18 protein-coding genes and 1 riboswitch are annotated in these 19,768 nt (G+C 40.8%); of the genes, 7 read left to right on the top strand and 11 right to left on the bottom strand.

Going from position 1 to position 19,768, the window contains the following annotated elements; genetic code table 11:
- Window positions 1-176: 176 nt before the first annotated feature.
- The 5 genes from ACGE0T_RS09760 (at window position 177) to ACGE0T_RS09740 (ending at window position 6,981) form a co-directional block, all read left to right on the top strand.
- Entirely contained in the window at window positions 177-1,355 is a 1,179-nt protein-coding gene (locus tag ACGE0T_RS09760) for a DUF5991 domain-containing protein (RefSeq protein WP_459190271.1), read from the top strand.
- A 248-nt stretch (window positions 1,356-1,603) separates the two neighbouring features.
- A complete protein-coding gene (locus ACGE0T_RS09755; RefSeq protein WP_459190270.1) occupies window positions 1,604-4,063 on the top strand; it encodes an outer membrane beta-barrel protein in 2,460 nt (819 codons plus the stop codon).
- Between the two features lie 14 nt (window positions 4,064-4,077).
- Window positions 4,078-5,118 carry a sensor histidine kinase gene (locus ACGE0T_RS09750; RefSeq protein WP_459190269.1) on the top strand — a complete coding sequence of 347 codons (1,041 nt, stop codon included), beginning with the start codon at window positions 4,078-4,080 and terminating at the stop codon, window positions 5,116-5,118.
- A 1-nt stretch (window position 5,119) separates the two neighbouring features.
- Complete coding sequence (locus tag ACGE0T_RS09745; protein WP_459190268.1) at window positions 5,120-5,830, top strand: LytR/AlgR family response regulator transcription factor; 711 nt, start codon at window positions 5,120-5,122, stop codon at window positions 5,828-5,830.
- A gap of 95 nt (window positions 5,831-5,925) precedes the next feature.
- Window positions 5,926-6,981: a winged helix DNA-binding domain-containing protein gene (locus ACGE0T_RS09740; RefSeq protein ID WP_459190267.1), complete on the top strand. Its 1,056-nt coding sequence runs from the start codon at window positions 5,926-5,928 to the stop codon at window positions 6,979-6,981.
- A 15-nt stretch (window positions 6,982-6,996) separates the two neighbouring features.
- On the opposite strand, the gene ACGE0T_RS09735 is transcribed toward ACGE0T_RS09740, so the two are convergent.
- On the bottom strand, window positions 6,997-7,512 hold the full coding sequence (locus ACGE0T_RS09735) for a 5' nucleotidase, NT5C type (protein WP_459190266.1): 516 nt from the start codon (window positions 7,510-7,512) through the stop codon (window positions 6,997-6,999).
- Window positions 7,513-7,740: 228 nt separating this feature from the next.
- Between ACGE0T_RS09735 and ACGE0T_RS09730 the strand changes: the two genes are divergently transcribed.
- Entirely contained in the window at window positions 7,741-8,490 is a 750-nt protein-coding gene (locus tag ACGE0T_RS09730; RefSeq protein ID WP_459190265.1) for a DeoR/GlpR family DNA-binding transcription regulator, read from the top strand.
- A gap of 119 nt (window positions 8,491-8,609) precedes the next feature.
- On the opposite strand, the gene thiC is transcribed toward ACGE0T_RS09730, so the two are convergent.
- The 7 genes from thiC to ACGE0T_RS09695 all read right to left on the bottom strand — a co-directional run bounded on the left by thiC (window position 8,610) and on the right by ACGE0T_RS09695 (window position 15,718).
- Window positions 8,610-10,313, bottom strand: a complete 1,704-nt coding sequence (gene thiC / locus ACGE0T_RS09725) for a phosphomethylpyrimidine synthase ThiC (RefSeq protein WP_459190264.1) — start codon at window positions 10,311-10,313, stop codon at window positions 8,610-8,612.
- Between the two features lie 32 nt (window positions 10,314-10,345).
- Entirely contained in the window at window positions 10,346-11,047 is a 702-nt protein-coding gene (locus ACGE0T_RS09720) for a thiamine phosphate synthase (protein ID WP_459190263.1), read from the bottom strand.
- Complete coding sequence (locus ACGE0T_RS09715; protein ID WP_459190262.1) at window positions 11,044-11,637, bottom strand: thiamine phosphate synthase; 594 nt, start codon at window positions 11,635-11,637, stop codon at window positions 11,044-11,046. The genes ACGE0T_RS09720 and ACGE0T_RS09715 overlap by 4 nt, the downstream gene beginning before the upstream one ends.
- Entirely contained in the window at window positions 11,634-12,473 is an 840-nt protein-coding gene (gene thiD, locus ACGE0T_RS09710; protein WP_459190261.1) for a bifunctional hydroxymethylpyrimidine kinase/phosphomethylpyrimidine kinase, read from the bottom strand. The genes ACGE0T_RS09715 and thiD overlap by 4 nt, the downstream gene beginning before the upstream one ends.
- 22 nt (window positions 12,474-12,495) lie before the next feature.
- Window positions 12,496-12,593: riboswitch (TPP riboswitch) on the bottom strand.
- 83 nt (window positions 12,594-12,676) lie between these two features.
- Entirely contained in the window at window positions 12,677-13,915 is a 1,239-nt protein-coding gene (locus ACGE0T_RS09705) for a BamA/TamA family outer membrane protein (RefSeq protein ID WP_459190260.1), read from the bottom strand.
- A gap of 253 nt (window positions 13,916-14,168) precedes the next feature.
- Window positions 14,169-14,543, bottom strand: a complete 375-nt coding sequence (locus tag ACGE0T_RS09700) for a ribosomal maturation YjgA family protein (RefSeq protein ID WP_459190259.1) — start codon at window positions 14,541-14,543, stop codon at window positions 14,169-14,171.
- A gap of 23 nt (window positions 14,544-14,566) precedes the next feature.
- Window positions 14,567-15,718, bottom strand: coding sequence for an acyltransferase family protein (locus tag ACGE0T_RS09695; protein WP_459190258.1), 1,152 nt, complete (start codon window positions 15,716-15,718; stop codon window positions 14,567-14,569).
- 381 nt (window positions 15,719-16,099) lie between these two features.
- Between ACGE0T_RS09695 and ACGE0T_RS09690 the strand changes: the two genes are divergently transcribed.
- Window positions 16,100-16,999: a helix-turn-helix domain-containing protein gene (locus ACGE0T_RS09690; protein ID WP_459190257.1), complete on the top strand. Its 900-nt coding sequence runs from the start codon at window positions 16,100-16,102 to the stop codon at window positions 16,997-16,999.
- Window positions 17,000-17,060: 61 nt separating this feature from the next.
- On the opposite strand, the gene ACGE0T_RS09685 is transcribed toward ACGE0T_RS09690, so the two are convergent.
- The 3 genes from ACGE0T_RS09685 to ACGE0T_RS09675 form a co-directional block, all read right to left on the bottom strand.
- A complete protein-coding gene (locus ACGE0T_RS09685; RefSeq protein WP_459190256.1) occupies window positions 17,061-17,294 on the bottom strand; it encodes a YecH family metal-binding protein in 234 nt (77 codons plus the stop codon).
- A 119-nt stretch (window positions 17,295-17,413) separates the two neighbouring features.
- Complete coding sequence (locus ACGE0T_RS09680) at window positions 17,414-17,752, bottom strand: DUF1622 domain-containing protein (RefSeq protein WP_459190255.1); 339 nt, start codon at window positions 17,750-17,752, stop codon at window positions 17,414-17,416.
- A gap of 671 nt (window positions 17,753-18,423) precedes the next feature.
- Window positions 18,424-19,743: a TldD/PmbA family protein gene (locus ACGE0T_RS09675; RefSeq protein WP_459190254.1), complete on the bottom strand. Its 1,320-nt coding sequence runs from the start codon at window positions 19,741-19,743 to the stop codon at window positions 18,424-18,426.
- Window positions 19,744-19,768: the final 25 nt, after the last annotated feature.

Raw genomic sequence — 19,768 nt, 5'->3', positions numbered from 1 at the left:
TATAATCAGGCTATCTGTTTATTTTTTGTATGGCAGGTTTAATCATTATCATTACCTTTGTTTTTCAATTGATGTAGATAATACATGCGTTTTTGCGGGAAGTTGTATGAGAAACTGCGCATGGGCATTACATATGAAACTGATAAAATAAAGTGTAAAACATAATTAAATTAGGAATGAAAACAAATACATTATCGCTTATTATGACTTTACTATTGTTGTCGAGTGCTTGCGGCAATCGTGCAAAAGAGAGTAATAAAGCAGTGGAGCCGGAAGAAAATAAAATGACCGAAACACCTCTTACCGAAATATCACCTGTCGAAACTTCCGTTGTGGAGAATACCCGGTTCCCGGATGATGCGGAAATTATATTCAGAAGCGAAAAATCCGGTAGTTATAGAAATCCGTCATGTTGGTTTGATGATATGTTACTCCATATTGATGAATCGGAATATAGGGAGGTGTTTAACATGTATAAGAATCGGGTGGATACCACCAATAAGATACAAGATGTGAATGGTGTTTTTTCGGTTCCTTTGAAAGACGGGGCTACGAAAAGACTGATAAACAATACGGATATGTCGAGTGATGCCAGTATGGAATATGAATATGCCGGCTATATTCCCTCTCTTAATTACTATAAATTTATTCGTTCCGCATACGCAGGTACAGGCTTCTCTCTTATCTCATCAAAAACCGGAGAAGAGTTTTTATTCGATAGCGATCCACTGTTCTCACCTAATATGGAATATTGTGTAACAGCAGGTATAGAAGCGGAAGGAGTCGATAGAAATAGCTTTATACATGTTTATGGGGCAACGGAAACCGGATTTGATTATTTATTCGGATTATGGTCTGTCGGGATTCTTATCGACGAGGCCTGTTGGTTTCATAATACGTCCCTATACCTCAAAACTTATGAAAATAAAGAAAATGAACCGGAAGGAGATATCATAGAGTATCAATATTTCAAGGTCGATTTAAGTAAAATAAAGGACTATAACTTGAAAGTGGACGAAAGTTGGCATGGGGAATATGAATTTGCCACGAATGCGTCTGAAGAAGATGATTGGCACGAGTCCGGAGCCTACTCGATAGTTATTAAACCTGATTCCTGTTTTTTTACGGGAACTGGTTACCAGCTTTATTTTGAGGACTTATGTACAACCGAAGAAAGAGGGGCGGATGTAATCATTTTGTATTTTTATAAATTGCTCGATGGGTCGAGCATGCACAACGAAGAACCTTATCTTGGAACACTCTTTCGGAAGGACGGTAAATATTACTTCAACAGCCCGGCATTGAACAGTGAATCGGTTTACAATGTAGATATAGAGATAAAAAAGACAAAATAATAACCAGGTAGGCGACGCCGTTCGGCATCTACTGTAAACGCCGGCCTGTATCGACGGCAGTTACCGAGCGGTATCGACAGCAGTTATCGGGCGGTAAAGGTCAACGCTACCGCTCGGTAAAGCCTGCCGTTACAAAAAAGCAGCTTTCTTTGCTAAACACCTTCGAAAACCTGCATTTCGTCAATCTTATTTTTCCTTGTTTCCCGTAGTCCGTAGTTTCGCTTAAAGATTTAAATAAAACACGAAACATGCGGACAATTAAGATTTTATGGATTTTACTTTTAGGAATGGTTTCAATTCCTTTTTGGGCACAGGATGCCGGAATTTGTATTTCCGGTAAAATAACCGATGCGAATGGCTGTCCGATGGAAAGCGTAACCTTATTACTTCTACATGCTGAGGATTCATCTTATGTAACCGGAGGAATAACTGATACAAACGGTCTGTTTGCTTTTGCCGGATTGAAACCACAGGATTATTATCTGGAAGTTACGATGTTGGGATTCCGAAAACAATATATTCCTATCCGTTTTCTAACTGACCGGCAAAGTAAAAACCTGGGGACACTGGTTCTGGAAGAAGACAGCCGGATGCTGTCCGGGGTAACAGTAACAGGCAAACGTTCCCTGATGAAAATGGAACCGGGTACAACCACGTTCCATATGGATGCAATGGTATCAGGTTCGCAGGGGAATGTGCTGGATGCTTTGCGTAGCCTTCCCGGAGTGGTGGTGAATGAAGACGGAAGCGTTTTGTTGAACGGTCAACCGGGAATCCATGTGCTTGTCAACGGGAAAAGTACCTACCTGTCCGGTGATAAGTTAGTGAATTATTTGCGCTCCATGCCTGTATCCTCCATTAAGGATATAGAACTGGTGACGAATCCTTCCGCCAAGTACGATGCTTCCGGTAAGACGGGATTGATAGATATCCGTACACAGAAAGTCGCAACCAAAGGATGGACCGCCCATGTAAATATCGGCTACCAGCAAAATCAGGATGGCAGATGGAATGCGGGCGGACGTTTCACCTGGCAAAAGAACAAGGTCGGCGTATTTATGGACTATTCCCATTCGCAAGGTAAATATAAATCCACACTGGATGTCTTCAGGGAATACCGGAGGCCGGAGGGTAAGGCGGAAGAAGATATGCAGGTCAACCAAAGTTCGTATCTTAAAGACCGTATCCGGGCAAACTGGGTACGTATTGGTATGGATTATGATATAAATGAGCAGTTCACGTTCGGCCTGTCTTCCATAGGCGATTTCTTAACCAAGCGATTGCCCGGCAGCACCGAAGCTCGCTTTAACCGGAAGGGGAGTCCTGTAGACTCAATCCTGTACACACAAAATGAATCCGGCCTGAATCAACGGGGATTCTCGGGAGGTACTTACCTGAGTTATAAGGACGACCGGAAGCGGACGGCGGATATCTCGTTCGACTATCTGCTGCATGCGCATCAGGAAGCGATTTGGATGGAGAGTGAAATGAGAGACCCTGCCGCCCGGTTACTCAACAGCGATAGGATGAGGGGAGATTTAAAAGGGAATATCCATATGTATTCCGGACAAGCTAATACAACGATTCCCTTATTTCAGAAAGCAACCTTGCAAGCCGGGGCTAAGTTTACCTGGGTAAACCTGGATAACAATGCCCTTTATCAAAACGATCGCCAAAAGGGGTGGCAAACGAATTATGGCTTAAGCAACTCTTACGATTACAGCGAGAATATCAATGCTGCGTATATTCAGGCAAATGCACAGACCGGCTCTTTTAATCTGGAAGCCGGGTTACGGCTGGAGCAGACGCGTATTAGCGGTGTGCATCATCCTTCGGACGTGGCTTTGCGGGATTCTTCCTACAGGGATACTTACCTGCATCTGTTCCCGACTTTGACGGTTCGGTATAATTTTCCGGGAACGGAAAACAGCTTTTCGGTTTTATACAACCAGCGGATTGTCCGCCCCAATTACCGGGATTTAAGTCCCTTCAATTATATATGGGATGAATATACCCGGTCTACCGGAAACCCGGATTTGCGTGCCGAACTGACGGACAATATAGAATGGACCTATATTCATAAGCGGATGTACCGTGCCACGCTTTTCTTTTCGCATACCAAAGACCCGATAATGCAGAACATCGAACTGTTGGACAATGATGTGGCGGTGGTCTATCCTGAAAACTTTAAAAACAACCTGCGCATAGGGGTAAGGCTGGATGCCGGCAACCTCATCCGGCTGAAAGCCTGGCGCATGACGGCAAATGCGACTTGCTTTTATAGCCTGTATAAATGGGAAGAGTTTGGCAAGGCCATCGAAAAAAAACTTTTTACTCCTTCTGCCAGTATAAACAACCAGTTCACTTTTCCTTACGGATGGAATGCGGAATTATCCGGTTTCTATAACGGCAGGATGGCTATCGGACAAGCTACGGTAAAACCTCATTATTCCGTATCGGCAGCCATACAAAAGAAGGTGTGGGGCGACAGGCTTACTTTGCGGCTGTATGCCAACGATTTGTTCCAGAGCAACCGCCAGGATTTGGAAATGACGCTGGTGGGAAACAGGGGAGAGGCTTCTACCCGGCAGTTTAATGATTACCGTTGCATCGGCATTTCCGTTTCCCTTTATTTGAAACAGGGGAAGGCTTCTGAAAAAAACAGGCGTGATACCACAATCGACCAGAGCAAAAGAATATCTTTGTAGAAGAAGTGCGGCTTATGAAATCGAAATATAGTTTATGGATGCCTTTGCTGATGGCATTTTTCGCTTGCTGTTGCATATGGATCATTACGGATATGGCTTATGGCGTCCGTATGTGGGAAATAAGTGGGGCCGGCTGGATTAAACGGTTGGAGGCGCTTGCCGTAATGTTTTTGTCCGGTATATTCTCTTATATTTTCTTTTGCCGGATAGCCAACTGTTTCCTTGGGAAAAAGAAGGGTAACAACCTGTTTTTACGGATACAGGAATATGGAATCGTATTTGTTTTTATCCTGCTTGTAGTGAATGCAGCTCTGTTTGTTGTATTCATTTATATCAACCGGGCCGGTTTCCGCTGGGGGGAAGTGCTTCTGATAAACACGGCGGCTGTTCCTCTTTTCCTGTTCTATTATATCTTAATCCGGGATCATATCCTTTTCACAAAATATACGGAGAGCACTCTCCAGCTGGAGAAAGTCAGAGTAGACCATCTGGAAAGTGAACTGAAATTGCTGAAAGCGCAATACCATCCCCATTTCCTTTTTAATGCGCTCAATACCGTATATTTCCAGATAGACGAGGAGAATGAGGAAGCGATAGAAACGATTGATTTGCTTTCGAGCCTGTTGCGTTACCAGCTTTATGATATAAACGGGCAGGTCCCGGTTCACCGCGAAATGGACTACCTGCAAAACTATATCCGGTTCCAGAAACTCCGTATGACGGAACGCCTGCAATTGCAATGCTACATAGACCCAGCATTGCAGGAGCAGACCATCCATCCGTTGCTTTTCCAACCTTTGTTGGAGAATGCGTTTAAATATGTTGGTGGAGATTATAAGCTGAATGTGGATATCCGCCCGGAAGGAAATGCAATCCACTTTAAGGTTATGAACTCGGTTGCTTTGACGGATGTTCTTGAAAAAGAAAAGAAAGGCATCGGCATCGAGAACCTGAAAAGAAGATTGGACTTGCTCTATCCGGGTAAACACGAACTGACAATCAGGCTGGATGACCATGAATATGCCGTAGATTTAATTATTGAACTTTCTGAATGATATGGAAATAAAATGTATAATCACAGATGATGAGCCGATTGCACGGAAAGGCTTGAAAAGGTATATCGGCAAGATTGATTATCTGACGGTAATCGGCGAATGCGAAGATGCCATACAGTTGAATACGATGTTGCAATCTGTCCAACCGGACCTTTTGTTTCTGGATATTGAAATGCCGCACCTGACGGGACTGGAATTTCTTGCCAGCCTGCGGAATCCTCCGAAAGTGATTATAACTTCTGCTCATAAGGAATATGCTTTGCAGGGTTTCGAACTCGATGTGGTGGACTATCTGCTCAAACCAATCCCTTTCCAACGTTTTCTGAAAGCTGTGAATAAGGTTCATGCGCTTATGGAGGGCGAGTTGCCGGAGAAAGAAAAGGAAGATGAATATATCTTCGTAAAAAGCGAAAAGCAGCTTAAAAAGATTTATCTGAAAGAGATTCTGTATGTCGAGAGCATGGAGAACTATATCATTATCCATACCCTTTCATCCAAAGAAATTGTAAATACCCGTTTGAAGTCTGTTCTTGCTTCGCTTCCGGAGAAATATTTTTTGCAGGTGCACCGCTCGTATGTGGTAAACCTTTCGCAGATAAAAGCAATCGAAGGGAACCAGCTTCTTATAGCCGGCGATAAAATACCGGTTACCCGCACCCTGCGCGAGCAGGTCTATAAAGCAATCATAAACAACCGCCTGATTTCAAAATAAATACCAGACATACATAATTTATCATTTTGGACTTGGAATGTGATTAAGCCCTAAGACTAAATCTCTATATTTGCGATTCAATAAAACAATCGCATATGATAACAAAAATCCGGATGGCGAGCCAGCAGTTGGTGCATCCTCAGTTCAGTTCACCGAAAGACTTAGTTGCATATATGGGTGCCATGCAGGCGCAGGAGTATACAATGGCGAAATGGGCTGTAGGTATCCGGCTGAAATCGGCAACCCTTCGGACGGTGGAGGATGCGATAGCGAAAGGGGAGATTTTACGGACGCATGTGATGCGGCCTACCTGGCATTTTGTGGCAGCGGAAGATATTCGCTGGATGCTACGTCTTTCTTCGGAACGCATACGAAGGGCTTATAATTCATATATAAGTGGTCGCAAACTCGAAATATCGGAGGAACACAGCATCCTGGCAAGCGATTTGATTGTAAAATCACTGGAAGGAGGAAAAAGTTTAACCAAGAAAGAAATCGAACAGGTATTGAGCCAGGCGGGAATATTAACCGATGATACCCGTATCCGCCGTTTCCTCGCTTTTGCAGAGATCGAAGGAATTGTATGTAGTGGGCCCGATAAGGGGAAGGAGATTACGTATGCGTTATTGGACGAACGTGTACCCGCTATTCCCGAACTGACCAAGGAAGAATCGCTTGCGAAAATTGCCAGGGTTTATTTCCGAAGCCATTCACCGGCAAGCCTGAATGATTTTGTCTGGTGGTCCGGACTGTCTGTTACCGAAGCAAGGCAGGCCGTCGCATTGATAGAAGGAGAGTTGCTGACCGACCGTTTTCAAGAGGAAAAGTTGTTTGTACATGAAACTTGGGGAACGGTCCGCTCTGCTAAAAACGTTCTTCATCTTTTGCCCTCTTATGATGAGTTTCTGATTAGTTATAAAGACCGTACGGTAGTCCTTGCATCCGAGCACCACCCGAAAGCCTTTAATTCCTGGGGCATCTTTTATCCCGTTATCCTGCATAACGGCAGAATAACAGGCAATTGGAAAAAGTCTTCCGCAAAGAAGGGGGTGGATGTGTCATGCTCGTTTTTCGACGGATATACATGCGAAGATGAAGCCTTACTTGCCGGTGCGATGGAACGATACCGGAAGTTTATACATGCTAAATAAAAAGAATGGACAGGTTCAGAGTATTTGCATAATATCTTTCCAGCCTGATACTCTTTGGTAGCTTTTATCTTCTACATATATGTTATGCGGTTGGGTAAATAGCAGCTTTCTGCCTTCAAAAGTGCTGAGGTTCTTTAAATGGTCGTCAATCATAATATCGCCTTTGATGCTGTCTTTACGACCGCAGAATATCATTTGCTCCCAACCGATAAACGGATAGTGTTCGTTTAGCCATTCCTGTTTTTCTGCCAGGCTTTGGGGAAACTCGGTGGCGGAAGAGACAATCAGTACTTTATATTTGTCATTTAAATACTTCAAACCTTCCGTACTGTCTGCTATAACCGGGGCTGTCCTGAAAAATCCTTTGCTTCGTACATGAGATTGGCTGTTAGGAAAAGCGTCCATTTCTGAAATACCGTATAAACTGTCTTTGTCTAACCGGATACCGGATGTTTTGTATTCAAAATTGATGAATTGGGTATACACATCTGCCAGTACGCCATCCATGTCTACTAAAATCTGTTGTTTCATATTTTTTGATTTATTAATAGTTGAATAATTACTTTTCTTTGTTTAAAGTCATCTTCCTGGAATTTCCTTTTTGCGGCATCCTGTTATACTTTGCGGTTTCTTTGCTTATTGAAAATGATATTATGCAAAATACCGCAAGTAGAGTATGAACGTTGCAAAAATCTTTCGATTTTCCTTCTAATATTATATATATTTGCGGAAATATGCAATATCTTACATTTGAAAAACATGCTGAAAGAAGAAAGACATCAATATATTTTAAACCGTTTGAATACACATGGACGGGTTTATATTACATCCCTGAGTGAAGAATTAAGCATTTCGGATGATACATTGCGAAGGGATTTGATAGAGCTGGATAAGCAGGGGATACTGACTAAAGTATACGGAGGTGCAATTGCTAAATCCGGCATTTCGGTCGAATTCCTGGATCGTCTGAATACAGGTATTGCGGGAAAGCAGGAAATAGCCGCAAAAGTGGTTCCTTTATTCCGTCAGGGGGATGTGTTATTGATAGACGGAGGGACTTCCGGTTTGGAAGTAGCCCGGCGGATTCCGGATAATCTTGAAATAACTGTTTATACGAATAGTTTTCCGATAGTAAATGTATTAATGAATCATCCCAAACTGGAACTGATATTTTTAGGGGGGAAGGTGTTTGCTTCTTCTCAGGTTACTGTGGGTGTTTCCGTATATCAGGCTTTACAGACTGTACGGCCGGATTGGTTAGTACTTGGTATCTGTAGTATACATCCACAATTGGGAATAACAGATCCTGACAGGGAAGAATCGATGGTGAAGCGGTTGATGGTAGAGCGGGCACAGAAACGTATTGTGTTGGCAGACAGCTATAAGTTGAATACAGCCGAAACCTATCATATTGCTTCTTTGGAAGATATCGATTATCTGGTTACCGAGGATAGTAAAGTGGATTTTATAAAACAGAACTGGCAGGGATTTTCTTTTACGGTTTTATAATGATGTTTCCTACAACATTAACGAAGCGCAGACTTATGCGGATCATATTTTAATAATAGCCCGCGTAAACCTGCGCTTTCTGTACTATCAGTGTTTGCTGATAACTTTATGAGATAGAATTAATCATTACATTCTTTGTGCAGTTCTTTGCTTATTCTCATGGCACAGAAGTTCGGACCGCACATTGTACAATATTCCCCGTCTGTTACTGCACTTTCCTTATAATATTGCATAGCACGTTCTGGGTCTAAAGACAGATTGAACTGGTCTTTCCAACGAAATTCAAAACGGGCTTTACTCAACGCATTGTCGCGAACCTGTGCTCCGGGATGTCCTTTGGCGAGGTCGGCTGCATGGGCTGCAATTTTATATGCGACAACTCCGGTGCGGACATCTTCTTTATTCGGCAGGCCAAGATGTTCTTTGGGAGTAACATAGCAAATCATAGCAGTTCCGTGCCATGCAATTTGTGCGGCGCCGATGGCAGATGTGATATGGTCGTAACCGGGTGCAATATCTGTCGTAAGCGGGCCTAACGTATAGAAAGGTGCATTATGGCAGGCATATTGTTGTTCTTTCATATTTTCGTGGATTTTATTCATGGGAACATGGCCCGGACCTTCAATGATTACTTGTACAAACTGTTCCCAAGCGATATTGGTCAATTCTCCCATCGTATGTAATTCTGCAAATTGAGCTCTATCGTTTGCATCATAGATAGAACCGGGACGAAGTCCGTCGCCAATCGATACTGCAATATCGTATGCTTTCAGTATTTCGCAGATTTCAGCAAAATGTGTGTACAAGAAGTTTTCTTCGTTGTGTATCTGCATCCATTGGGCCATGATGGAACCACCGCGGGATACAATGCCAGAAAGGCGTGTACGGGTAAGTTCGACATGTTTTTTCAGTAATCCGGCATGGATGGTAAAATAATCGACTCCTTGTTCGGCTTGTTCGATTAGTGTATCCCGGTAGATATCCCAGTTCAGGTCTTCTACACGGCCGTCCACTTTTTCGAGCGCTTGGTAAATAGGAACAGTACCCATTGGCACTGGGCAGTTACGGATAATCCATTCGCGTGTTTCATGAATGTTCTTTCCGGTAGATAAGTCCATTAACGTGTCGCCTCCCCATTTGCAACTCCAGATGGCTTTCTCTATTTCCTCGCTAATGCCGGAAGAGAGGGCGGAGTTGCCGATATTCGTATTTATTTTAACCAGGAACTTCTTTCCGATAATCATCGGTTCAGCTTCCGGGTGGTTGATATTGGCGGGGATAATGGCACGTCCGGCAGCAATTTCTTTGCGGACAAAATCCGGTGTGATATAAGATTTGAGCCCGAGCGCTTCAATCTGTTGATTTTCGCGGATCGCTACATATTCCATTTCCGGAGTGATGATACGCCGCTTGGCATAATACATCTGTGTAATGTTTTTGCCCTCTTTTGCGCGGTAAGGCAGATGCCGTTTCGGAAAACGGATACTATCCAGTGAGGAGTCTGCCAAACGTTGACGGCCGTATTCGGAAGAGAGTTCGGACAATTGTACCAGGTCTTTTCTCTTTCCGCACCATTCTTCACGGATGCGAGGGATTCCAGCATTGATATCGATTGCTATTTTAGGGTCGGAGTAGGGACCACTGGTATCGTACACGATAACCGGGTTGTTCTTCTTAAATACTTTTTCTCCGTTTTTCTCAATGGTAACGGTGTCTAATAGTTTGATTTTACGCATTCCCACTTGGATTTTATTGATTTCGCCGGGGATATATATTTTTTCCGACGAAGGGTAGGTGATGCGCATGCTTTTCTTGTTTGCCATATGCTGTTTGTTTGAATATTTTATCTGTTATATTATTTTACTATTTTCTGAATGAAACGACGTGTTTCTTCTATTGGATTCTCAGCCTGGATGATTGCACCGGAAACGGCTATGCCCGTGATGCCTGTTTCCATCAGAGGCCTGACATCTTCCAGTTCGATTCCTCCGATTGCAAAGATGGGGATTTGAATACCTGCTTCTTCACATTGCCGTATTATTTTACGGTAACCTTCCAATCCCAGAATAGGGCTTAATTTCTTTTTTGTTTCTGTAAAGCGGTAAGGACCTAAACCGATGTAAGAGGCCCCGGCTTTGTCTGCCAGTACGATGTCCTCAAATGTATTGGCTGTAGCTCCGATAAAGAATGGAGGTTGCGGATGGTGGTTGGCTACAATCTGCCATGCTTCGGCAACCGGAATATCTTTTTTCCCCAGATGTACTGCGTGGGCTCCGGATGTTAAGGCTATATCCACACTATCGTCGATACAGCAGATACAACTGTTGCCGGATATTTCTTTTGTATATAGAGCCGCTTTCCGGGCATCTTCAGGATTCAGGGTGTCTTTCATTCGGAGCTGAACCCAGTCGCAACCGCCTTCTATTACCATCTTTATTTCTTCAAGCTCCGTATATTTTTCTGTTCTGTGGGTAATGAACATCAACCGGCTGCTTTGTGAGAAATCCACATAACGGGGAGTGCCCCCAAACGTAGTTAATATATTTTGTTTATTCATATCTGGAATTGTTTGTATCGTTCTATAATCGAATTTGAATCTTTCTCCGTGGGCTGATTTCCCCACAAGGCTCCCAATACGGCAAAACCTCCGAAATTAATTTCTTTGAGTAAGGGAATCGTAGTACTATCCAAACCTCCGAGAGCAATTACTTTTTCATTGATAATCCCTTTCCCGGATGCCTCTTTCAGTTTTTCCAGCGGGAAATTGCTTGGGTATCCTTCTTTTGATATACTATCGAAAATGGGACTCAGGAATACATAATCGAATCCCTTGCTTTCCTCTACTTCTTGCAGCGAATGGCAGGAGCGGCTCAGGTTCCCTTTGAAGTTTGCCGGTATGCGGTTATTGCGGCGGTTTATGTGCAAACCTGCTACAGGATTGTTTTCTGCCAGATTAAAACAGTCGTGCAGAATGATGCGGTTGTGGAATTCCGGACGGATCGTATCGATTAATTGCATTAACTCTTTTTCGGAACATTCCGGTTTACGTAGATGCAGATATTGCAGGCCTTCTTCAAAAAGACGAGTGATTATCTTTCCTTCTCCGGGGAAAAAATCAGGATATGTTATTACAATCAGTTTTTTCATCTTTCTATTTTAATTAAAGGCACAGGGGCGAAGAAATGATTGAGCGGACCGTGTCCATGCCCTGTTTTTACATTCGCTCCTTCGGATAAGGCGGTTGTAATATATTGTTTTGCCATCCGCACAGCTTCCTGCAAATCCTTGCCGAGAGCCAGATAAGCGGCTATGGCAGAAGATAATGTGCAACCGGTCCCGTGTGAATTAAATGTATCTATAGCCGGAACAGCAAAACGTATAGGGGCTTGATCCTTTATGTATAGAATATCAGCCATTTCTTCTTTGCCGAGATGCCCGCCTTTCATCAAAAGGGCATTACATCCCATTTCCATCAGGCGGTAAGCGGCTGTTTCCATTTCTTCCTCATTCCGGATGGTCATCCCCGAAAGAAAAGCGGCCTCGTCTATATTCGGCGTAACTAATGTAACGCGTTTAAATAGCTCTCTGGTAATGATATCGATAGTGTCGTCTTCCAATAGCTTACTACCGCTGGTTGAAATCATAACCGGGTCTAAAACTATTTTGGCCGGCTTGAACGTATCGATAGCGGAAATAACTACTTGTGCAGCTTCTTTATTATGAAGCATACCGATTTTTACGGCATCTACTATTATATCTTCAAAAACAGCATGAATCTGCCCTTCCAGAATCTCTGGTATAATAGCTTGTATTCCTCTTACTCCCTGCGTATTTTGCGCGGTGATGGAGGTTATAGCCGAAGTTCCATAAACTCCCAATGCAGAAAAGGTCTTAATGTCTGCCTGTATTCCGGCACCACCTCCACTGTCAGAACCCGCTATTGTAAGTGCAACGGGATAACGAAATGTTGTTTGCTTGCTCATTTTACATACGAAAGGAGGGAATAAGCCTAATCTGTCTTTTTCCTACGGCAGCATTACCTGCTTCAGGTTCATAGGGTATAATCTCAGCCCGTTTACAGTATGGCACCCCTTTCGCCGGCAAAGGTAAAAAGTTTGGTAAGAGTAAACAAAAGAGATGTGTTAAATTTAAGACTATATATTACTGTTTTAATGAATAATCCGCATTAAAAGGCTTCTGTCATATTCATGTAAACCTGTACTCCGGATTCTCCAACGCCTTTGCCAATATCAAGCCGGAAGTTTTTACCGGGTTGCATTTGGAAACGAATACCGGCCCCGAAGTTGAATTTCCATTTATTCCAGTCGAAAGGAGTTTCACCGATGGTTGCAGTTCCTCCCCATACAACAAAGCCGCATTTTGCCCAGAAATTACCGCTCTTATATTTTTCCATCGAGCCTAACATATGGCGATATTCCACAATGCCATATGCCATAGATTTATCTCTGTACTTACCTATATAATATCCGCGTAAGTCGAAAGGAGAACCGAATGTCGGTAATTCGGAGTAGGGGATATCTCCGAATCCTATCTGGGTTTTAGCAATCCAGGCAAGAGTGCTTCGGGGACGGAATATGTTTTTGAATTGGCGGTATTCTAATTCTAATATTTCATAATTATAGGCTCCTCCCAAGTATTTACCGAATAATTTAAAATTGGTACTGAGTAATAGGCCTCGCGAAGGGGTTGCCACGTCGTCGCGGGTATCGTATTGCACTAATCCTCCGATTCCCACATTGAGATATTTACTTTTATATTTAAGGAAATAGGGATCTTCTGCCATTTCCGGGTTGATATCTGTTGTGTTGGTAAAGTTCAGGTCGAACAGGCCTCCTACATAAAAGTTAGGACGGATTTCCCATACGAAGCGTGGATATAATTGAAAATAGCTGCGATGGTATTTTGTAGTAGAGTCGCTTCGTAAAGTATTGTCCGCCTCTTCTATACCGATTCCATAATAATGTGCCGGCTCATTTCTGTATCCATAATTGGCATAAATACGAAATTTATTCTCATTAAAGAAAAATGTTCCTGCACCGGCTACTACAATTGTTCCGTTAACGGAAAGATTTAAACCTACAGGAAGAAACGAACGTTGTGAGATTGTATCCCGTTTATTCATTTTGAAACTTGCCAATACGGCACCTCCAACACCGAAAGAGGCTTCCGGAGTATAGGAGGGACCTCCTAAAATCGACCACCAGACAGGTTTATGAGCACGAATCGAATCTTTTCGTTGTTGTTTATAATATCTCTTTAGCTGCTTTTCATTCAACTTACGTCCATCAACGAAAATTTCTTTCTGGGAGGTAGTATCGACTGTAGTAGTTTGTTCTTGTGCGCTGATACTTAGGGCAGAAGCAAATAGAATTACTCCTGTATATACAATAAGATGTTTTAACATTTTTACCTATCTGGTTGATTTTGAGGCAAAAGTACTAAAAAAAATGAGGTTTTATATTCGTTTTCTCTTTTTTTGAAAAAAAATTCTCTCTACCTTTGAACCAAATTACTAATGTCGCTGTTATAATAGTGTAAAAAGTTTAGGAAGCATCCTAAACATAATTATGTTAGTAGTAGTATTTGTTTTTTCATATAAGTAGAGTTTGTTATTTGTTTGGTCCGTATGTAACTGGGAAGTTGTATACGGGCTTTTTTTATGTTCTGCATGATAAATAATCTATGGTAGCAGATAGGAGTATCCCAACGGTATAGCATACCATATCCGACCATAGGAATCCATGTCCAAGGATTAATGATCCAAGCATGGTACTTCGCACAATATTTATCCAGTCTGCTTGGTATAATTGACTAATCTCTATACAATAGGAAAATAATAAAGCCCCTGTGGTGGCTTTAAGAATAGAAATTGGGGAGAAAAGAAAACGTAATGCCAAATATACCATGGCAGCCCAAAGTGTATCGCCAGAGTACTCCGCGATACACTTTGGTAACACATCACCATACTTTCGGGATGCAAGCCCTGCCAAAATAATGAGAAAAGTGGCAGCCAGATAAATCCAACGTTTCATAACATGAGTGACCCTTCAAGTTCTTATCTCTTATTTAAGAAACGTTTTGCCAAATACTTTCGTATTGGTTCATCATAGAATTTCAAGCATAGATAAGCTATCAATATATTCCATGCGTAAACGCCCAGAGCAACTTGCCAAGTCTGATTGAATGTGAAAAGTTGATTTTTAATCAACCATGCATAGAATAAATACATGAATGGATAATGTATTACATAAAGAGGATAAGAGATATCTCCTAAGAACTTGCATACCTTAGTGGAGCTCTTATCTGTAGTACTTCCCGATGCCCCTATCCAAACAAGAATAGGAAAAGCTACGATAATACAAAATGCTTCATAAATGCCATTAGCGCAGATTGGTTCAGAACCTTCTAAATAAGGTACTGAGAACAAGGTAATCAATATTGCCGTACATATCCAGAATGCACCTCTAACCTTAATAGGCTTAAAATTACGCGATAAAAGCATACCCATAGAGAAAGGAAAAAGCATTCTCAATAATCCGCCAACAAAGTTTATTCCATCCAATGTCCAGCCAACTCCAATGTTTCCATAACCAGAGACGTCGGTGATAGCAAATGTAGCCAGTCCAGCTCCCAATAATACGACAAGTACAGTTAAAGCTTTAGTAGATAAACGACGAATGAATAGGGCATAGAGGATATTACCTATATATTCAAAGAACAATGACCAACAAGGTCCGTTCAATGGAAACATTTCACCATTTCCACGAACTTCATAACCAACGCCCGGCATTGCAGGAATAAAAAGTATCGTACAAAGCAGAGATAACATTATCATTGATATGGCAATGTGTGTTCCATCCCATTGCACAGACCCTTGAATACAGAAGGTAATAGCACCCAGAACGGCACCCATAATGACCATAGGATGAAGACGTATCAAACGGCGTTTGAAAAACTCTTTCATTGTGAAATTTTTACTCCAGCGATCGTCATAAGCGTAACTGATAACGAAACCTGAAAGGATAAAGAAAAAATCCACGGCTAAATATCCGTGATTGAAGTTTTCAATTGTAGTACCGCCTGCAAAAGCATAGCCTTCGAATACATGATACCACATGACCATAAGAGCTGCCACGCCACGGAGCCCATCCAGAAGATCATAATGTGATTTGGTATCTGCAAAAGCTGCTGAAGAAATTTTTGACATCTGTTTTTTGTATTGCTTAGTAAATGTTTTCAACGGCAAATATACAGTTTGTAATACAAAGTTCTTTTGTCCGAAAGTAAAAAAGGCCGGCAAACATCTGTTTTTTGTATATACTCGATTTATAAAAGACCCTAATTATACACTTTTGCATATAATAAACTCGATTAAACATACTAAATGGCAACTGTTTTTACTGTTTGGTTAAAAAATATGTATAATATAAAAATGGGAAATGTCTTTCTTTTAGAATTGTAGTCCAAATTGAAACTTGAAATTGTAATTGGACTATTTTTGTGAATATTTCTTGTTCAAAATGAAATGCTAGTTTATTTATATCCGAATGAATGTATATTTTTACGCAGAATTCTAATATAAAAAAGTATGGAGAAGCTAACCTTTGTAGAACTGGAAGAGTTAAATAGATATATAGTTTATAGAGACTGTTTCCAAAGTGTCTTATCAATTGTAAATGTAGATTGTCATCCTAATGTACGTGGGTTGAAAGTCGAACGTACATCTCCAATGAGATTGAATGCTCTTATAATGAACTTGGTTTTGGAAGGCACCGCTAAAATTCGTTTAGATTATCTTCCTTATTCTATTAGTACAAACGATTTTGTAACGATTATGCCGACTCATGTTTACCAATTGGATCAGGTTAGTGATGATTATAGGGCTATACTTCTTATTGCTTCTAAAGATTTTTTTAAGGAGTGTTCTGATATGGGGAAGTATCCGTCACTTGTTAGTGATATGGCAATAAGAAAGAACCCATGTATACGATTGGAACCGGAAGAAGCGGAAAGGTTAGCCGAATGTTTTAATATAATAAGATGTAAAATGAGTGAACATACTCATTTTTATCAGAAGGAGATGGTCGAGATTGCTTTCTTAGCTTATTGGCTGGAATTAGCAAATATCTTTATTAAAAAAGATGATAAACTCATTAAACCTCGATTGAACCGCAAGGAAGAATTATTTGAACGATTTGTTAATTTGTTATATGAAAACAATAAGGAGGAACATCAGGTTACATTTTATGCAAATAAATTGTTTATAACCCCTCAATACTTGTCGCTGATACTTAAGGAGCTTACAGGCAAGTCTGCAAGTAAATGGATTGATGATGCATTAATCATGGAAGCTAAAATGTTATTAAGAGCACCTCAAATAACCGTACAACAAGTAGCCGATCAGCTTCATTTTTCTGACCAGTCTACTTTTGGGAAGTTTTTTAAGAAACATATGGGGATTTCCCCAATGGAGTATCGTAGGTCTTAAATCAATTCTAAGCCTTTCTGGTTTGTTTTTGGCCCAGCCAAAAACAATTTGGAGATAAAGGTTAATGGTTACAAACTTTCGTTATGTCGACAGTGAACCCTTCGTTTGAGGGCATGAATTTTCCTTTTTGTTTAAGGAATTCAATTAATTCGTCGATATTCATATTTTCCGCAGAACAGGTGTAAAAACGTTGATCTTTGCCGAATTTCATAATGATAGCCTCTTTTAATGTTTCTTCCGTATAGCTATTCCCTTCCATCATATGAAGGACTTCATGTGCATGTAATTGTTCCATATTTTTATTAATAAATTATTTGAAGACAAAAATAGATAGTTTGTGTAACTTAAACTGTAATAAATATGACAGCCCAAGTGTATGTCTTGGTTTATTCTTGACGAAAACTTACGTTAACATTATTCTTCTCCTTCCAATTCTTTGATTTCTTTGTTAAGGAATACAGACAAAATCGTTCGTAAGACTACAATACCACCTAAAATCGCTAATTCATTAAGAGTCGGTTCCAATACTGTTTTTAAAATATCCGAAGCGATTAGGAATTCCAGTCCTAAAAGTAAATAAGTACCGAATACGGCTCTTAGTTTCCGGATGTCGGTTACCGAGTAATTTCCTGTAAATCTTTTCAGTTCATTTTTCAGGAAAGAAATAATTCCGATTAATGCACCATAGGTTACAATAAGAAGACTTGTAACACTTATTATTGTTGCCAGTAGATTTAAAAAATGAGTGAGCATATATCTGTTTTATAAAAGCAACAGGTTATATGAATGATTTGTTCAGAATATTTTATCGTAGAAGATTGAACAAAATAAAAGTATGTTTCAGTATTGTTTTTTTGCATCTCGGTTAAAAGTTTGTTTCTCCATAGGATAGGATTACGTATGTTTACCAATAAAATAGATATTGTACAACCAAATACCTGAGATCTATGATATTATATAACTCAATTATATTTTATGCTAGTTGTATTGTCGAACGTCTTGGCTGTGATAGTCCAGACGTTCTTTTATTGATTAGAGCTTATCAGATACAAGAAAACGTAATATTTTGGTTCAGTGTTACTGTTTAACTGTTTTAATCCTGTTTTTTTCTGTTTCGGTTAGAAATGTCTTTCGATAAAAAATAAAGTTATATACGTTTGTAACGTAAAAGATTTATCCCTATCACATCATAGACAAAGAGAACTATCGTTTATAAAACTTAGATTTCTCATTTTGAATATAGGCGTCTGGGCTGCGATAGTCCGGGCGTTCTTTTATTTAAAGCCTATGGAACTTTGATTGCTGGTATTATGACCATAGAGTAAAGAATTGTTTCTTGTTTAAAGGGGTAAAAATATGAAACAAAAAAAGGTGTATCTGATTATAAATTACACAGGTACACCTTTTTTTCTTATAGAAAAATTTTATAGTCCGCTGAAATCCACATCATTGAATAGTAATGACGGGATACGCCAACTAGAGGAAGTTCTCGGGTCGTTGCCAACTTCTGCCAGATTATTCCATAAAGAAATCATATTACCGGTGACGTTCATTTCGGAGATTGGCTGTGTCAATTTTCCATTCTCAATAAGGAAACCTTCTACACCATAAGAGAAATCGCCGGTGCTGCTGTTACTGTTTCCTCCATTGAAACCTGTAATAAAAATACCCTTGTTGACCGAAGCGACCAGCCCATCCGTATTATTATTCCCCATCTCCATTGTAAAGATAGATGGAGAAGCGATAGTCGGTTCAATCTCCATTTTATTGGCAGAATAGGTATCAATGTAATAAGTTTTCAATACGCCGTTTTCAAAAACAGGCATACGTTTCGTTGCAATACCTTCACCATCGAAATAACGGGCACCAGCCGATTTGATAAGATGCGGTTCGTCAATCAATGTCATTTTATCGCCCAATACTTTCTGATTCAATTTATCCAGCAAGAATGAATTTTTTTGTTGGATGGAAGAGCCATACAGGGCATCGATAATCGGTGAAAGCAAGTTGGATGAATTCATATTATCGACAACCATCCGGTACTTGCCGGATGCTACTTTCTTTTGGCCTAATTTGCGAAGAACGCGTTCAAGGGCTTTTCCTCCCAGTCCTTCTTTTACCAATGTATCGTAGTAAAGAGAAGAATCATACCAATAAGATTCTGGGCGGGCATCTCCTTCGCCTTTGATACTGATGCTTGCTGACAGTCCGAAAGATGAAGACGCAGTTTCTCCTTCGAAACCGTTGCTTGCTACCATATACTTAAAATTCTTTTCATCGCTATAGGATGAATTTGCAGAAATGAGACGCTCGTCTTTTCCCATCATTTCGTTGCATACATTCATGGCAAGCGCTACTTTGTCGTCCGGTTGTATGGAATCGAATTTCGGGTCGATTAATTGGAGGTCTGCTCCATTACCTTTATAATAACGGGATGCATCCGGTAAGGTACGGGCTTTGTCTTCTGCAAGAAAACGGGTAGATTCTATACCGTTACGAATAAATGCTTCCAATTCTTTTTTGTCCAGGCGGTTTGTTGAAATAGCACCGAAACGTCCGTCTACAAACAACTGGATAACCAGATTGTTCTCAGAAGCTTGCTGCAAACGGTCTATTTTCATATCCCGAACCTCGATCGAACTGCTTGAACCATTATAAAGACTTACACGCGAGGCCTGGCAACCGTTTTTCAGGGCAAATTCCATTGCCCATTGTGCCAGTTTCTTATTATCGTTTGTTATCATAATCTTGTCAATTTAACTGTGATTT

This window comes from Parabacteroides sp. APC149_11_2_Y6 (genome assembly GCF_054506995.1).
The sequence above is the reverse complement of the archived record's forward strand: the minus strand, read 5'-3'. Positions and strand labels throughout refer to the sequence as shown.

Excerpts from the sequence above, each read along its gene's own strand:
- ACGE0T_RS09760 (WP_459190271.1), top strand. The coding sequence starts at position 177 with ATGAAAACAAATACATTATCGCTTATTATGACTTTACTATTGTTGTCG.
- ACGE0T_RS09755 (WP_459190270.1), top strand. The coding sequence starts at position 1,604 with ATGCGGACAATTAAGATTTTATGGATTTTACTTTTAGGAATGGTTTCA.
- ACGE0T_RS09750 (WP_459190269.1), top strand. The coding sequence starts at position 4,078 with ATGAAATCGAAATATAGTTTATGGATGCCTTTGCTGATGGCATTTTTC.
- ACGE0T_RS09745 (WP_459190268.1), top strand. The coding sequence starts at position 5,120 with ATGGAAATAAAATGTATAATCACAGATGATGAGCCGATTGCACGGAAA.
- ACGE0T_RS09740 (WP_459190267.1), top strand. The coding sequence starts at position 5,926 with ATGATAACAAAAATCCGGATGGCGAGCCAGCAGTTGGTGCATCCTCAG.
- ACGE0T_RS09735 (WP_459190266.1), bottom strand. The coding sequence starts at position 7,512 with ATGAAACAACAGATTTTAGTAGACATGGATGGCGTACTGGCAGATGTG.
- ACGE0T_RS09730 (WP_459190265.1), top strand. The coding sequence starts at position 7,741 with ATGCTGAAAGAAGAAAGACATCAATATATTTTAAACCGTTTGAATACA.
- thiC (WP_459190264.1), bottom strand. The coding sequence starts at position 10,313 with ATGGCAAACAAGAAAAGCATGCGCATCACCTACCCTTCGTCGGAAAAA.
- ACGE0T_RS09720 (WP_459190263.1), bottom strand. The coding sequence starts at position 11,047 with ATGAATAAACAAAATATATTAACTACGTTTGGGGGCACTCCCCGTTAT.
- ACGE0T_RS09715 (WP_459190262.1), bottom strand. The coding sequence starts at position 11,637 with ATGAAAAAACTGATTGTAATAACATATCCTGATTTTTTCCCCGGAGAA.
- thiD (WP_459190261.1), bottom strand. The coding sequence starts at position 12,473 with ATGAGCAAGCAAACAACATTTCGTTATCCCGTTGCACTTACAATAGCG.
- ACGE0T_RS09705 (WP_459190260.1), bottom strand. The coding sequence starts at position 13,915 with ATGTTAAAACATCTTATTGTATATACAGGAGTAATTCTATTTGCTTCT.
- ACGE0T_RS09700 (WP_459190259.1), bottom strand. The coding sequence starts at position 14,543 with ATGAAACGTTGGATTTATCTGGCTGCCACTTTTCTCATTATTTTGGCA.
- ACGE0T_RS09695 (WP_459190258.1), bottom strand. The coding sequence starts at position 15,718 with ATGTCAAAAATTTCTTCAGCAGCTTTTGCAGATACCAAATCACATTAT.
- ACGE0T_RS09690 (WP_459190257.1), top strand. The coding sequence starts at position 16,100 with ATGGAGAAGCTAACCTTTGTAGAACTGGAAGAGTTAAATAGATATATA.
- ACGE0T_RS09685 (WP_459190256.1), bottom strand. The coding sequence starts at position 17,294 with ATGGAACAATTACATGCACATGAAGTCCTTCATATGATGGAAGGGAAT.
- ACGE0T_RS09680 (WP_459190255.1), bottom strand. The coding sequence starts at position 17,752 with ATGCTCACTCATTTTTTAAATCTACTGGCAACAATAATAAGTGTTACA.
- ACGE0T_RS09675 (WP_459190254.1), bottom strand. The coding sequence starts at position 19,743 with ATGATAACAAACGATAATAAGAAACTGGCACAATGGGCAATGGAATTT.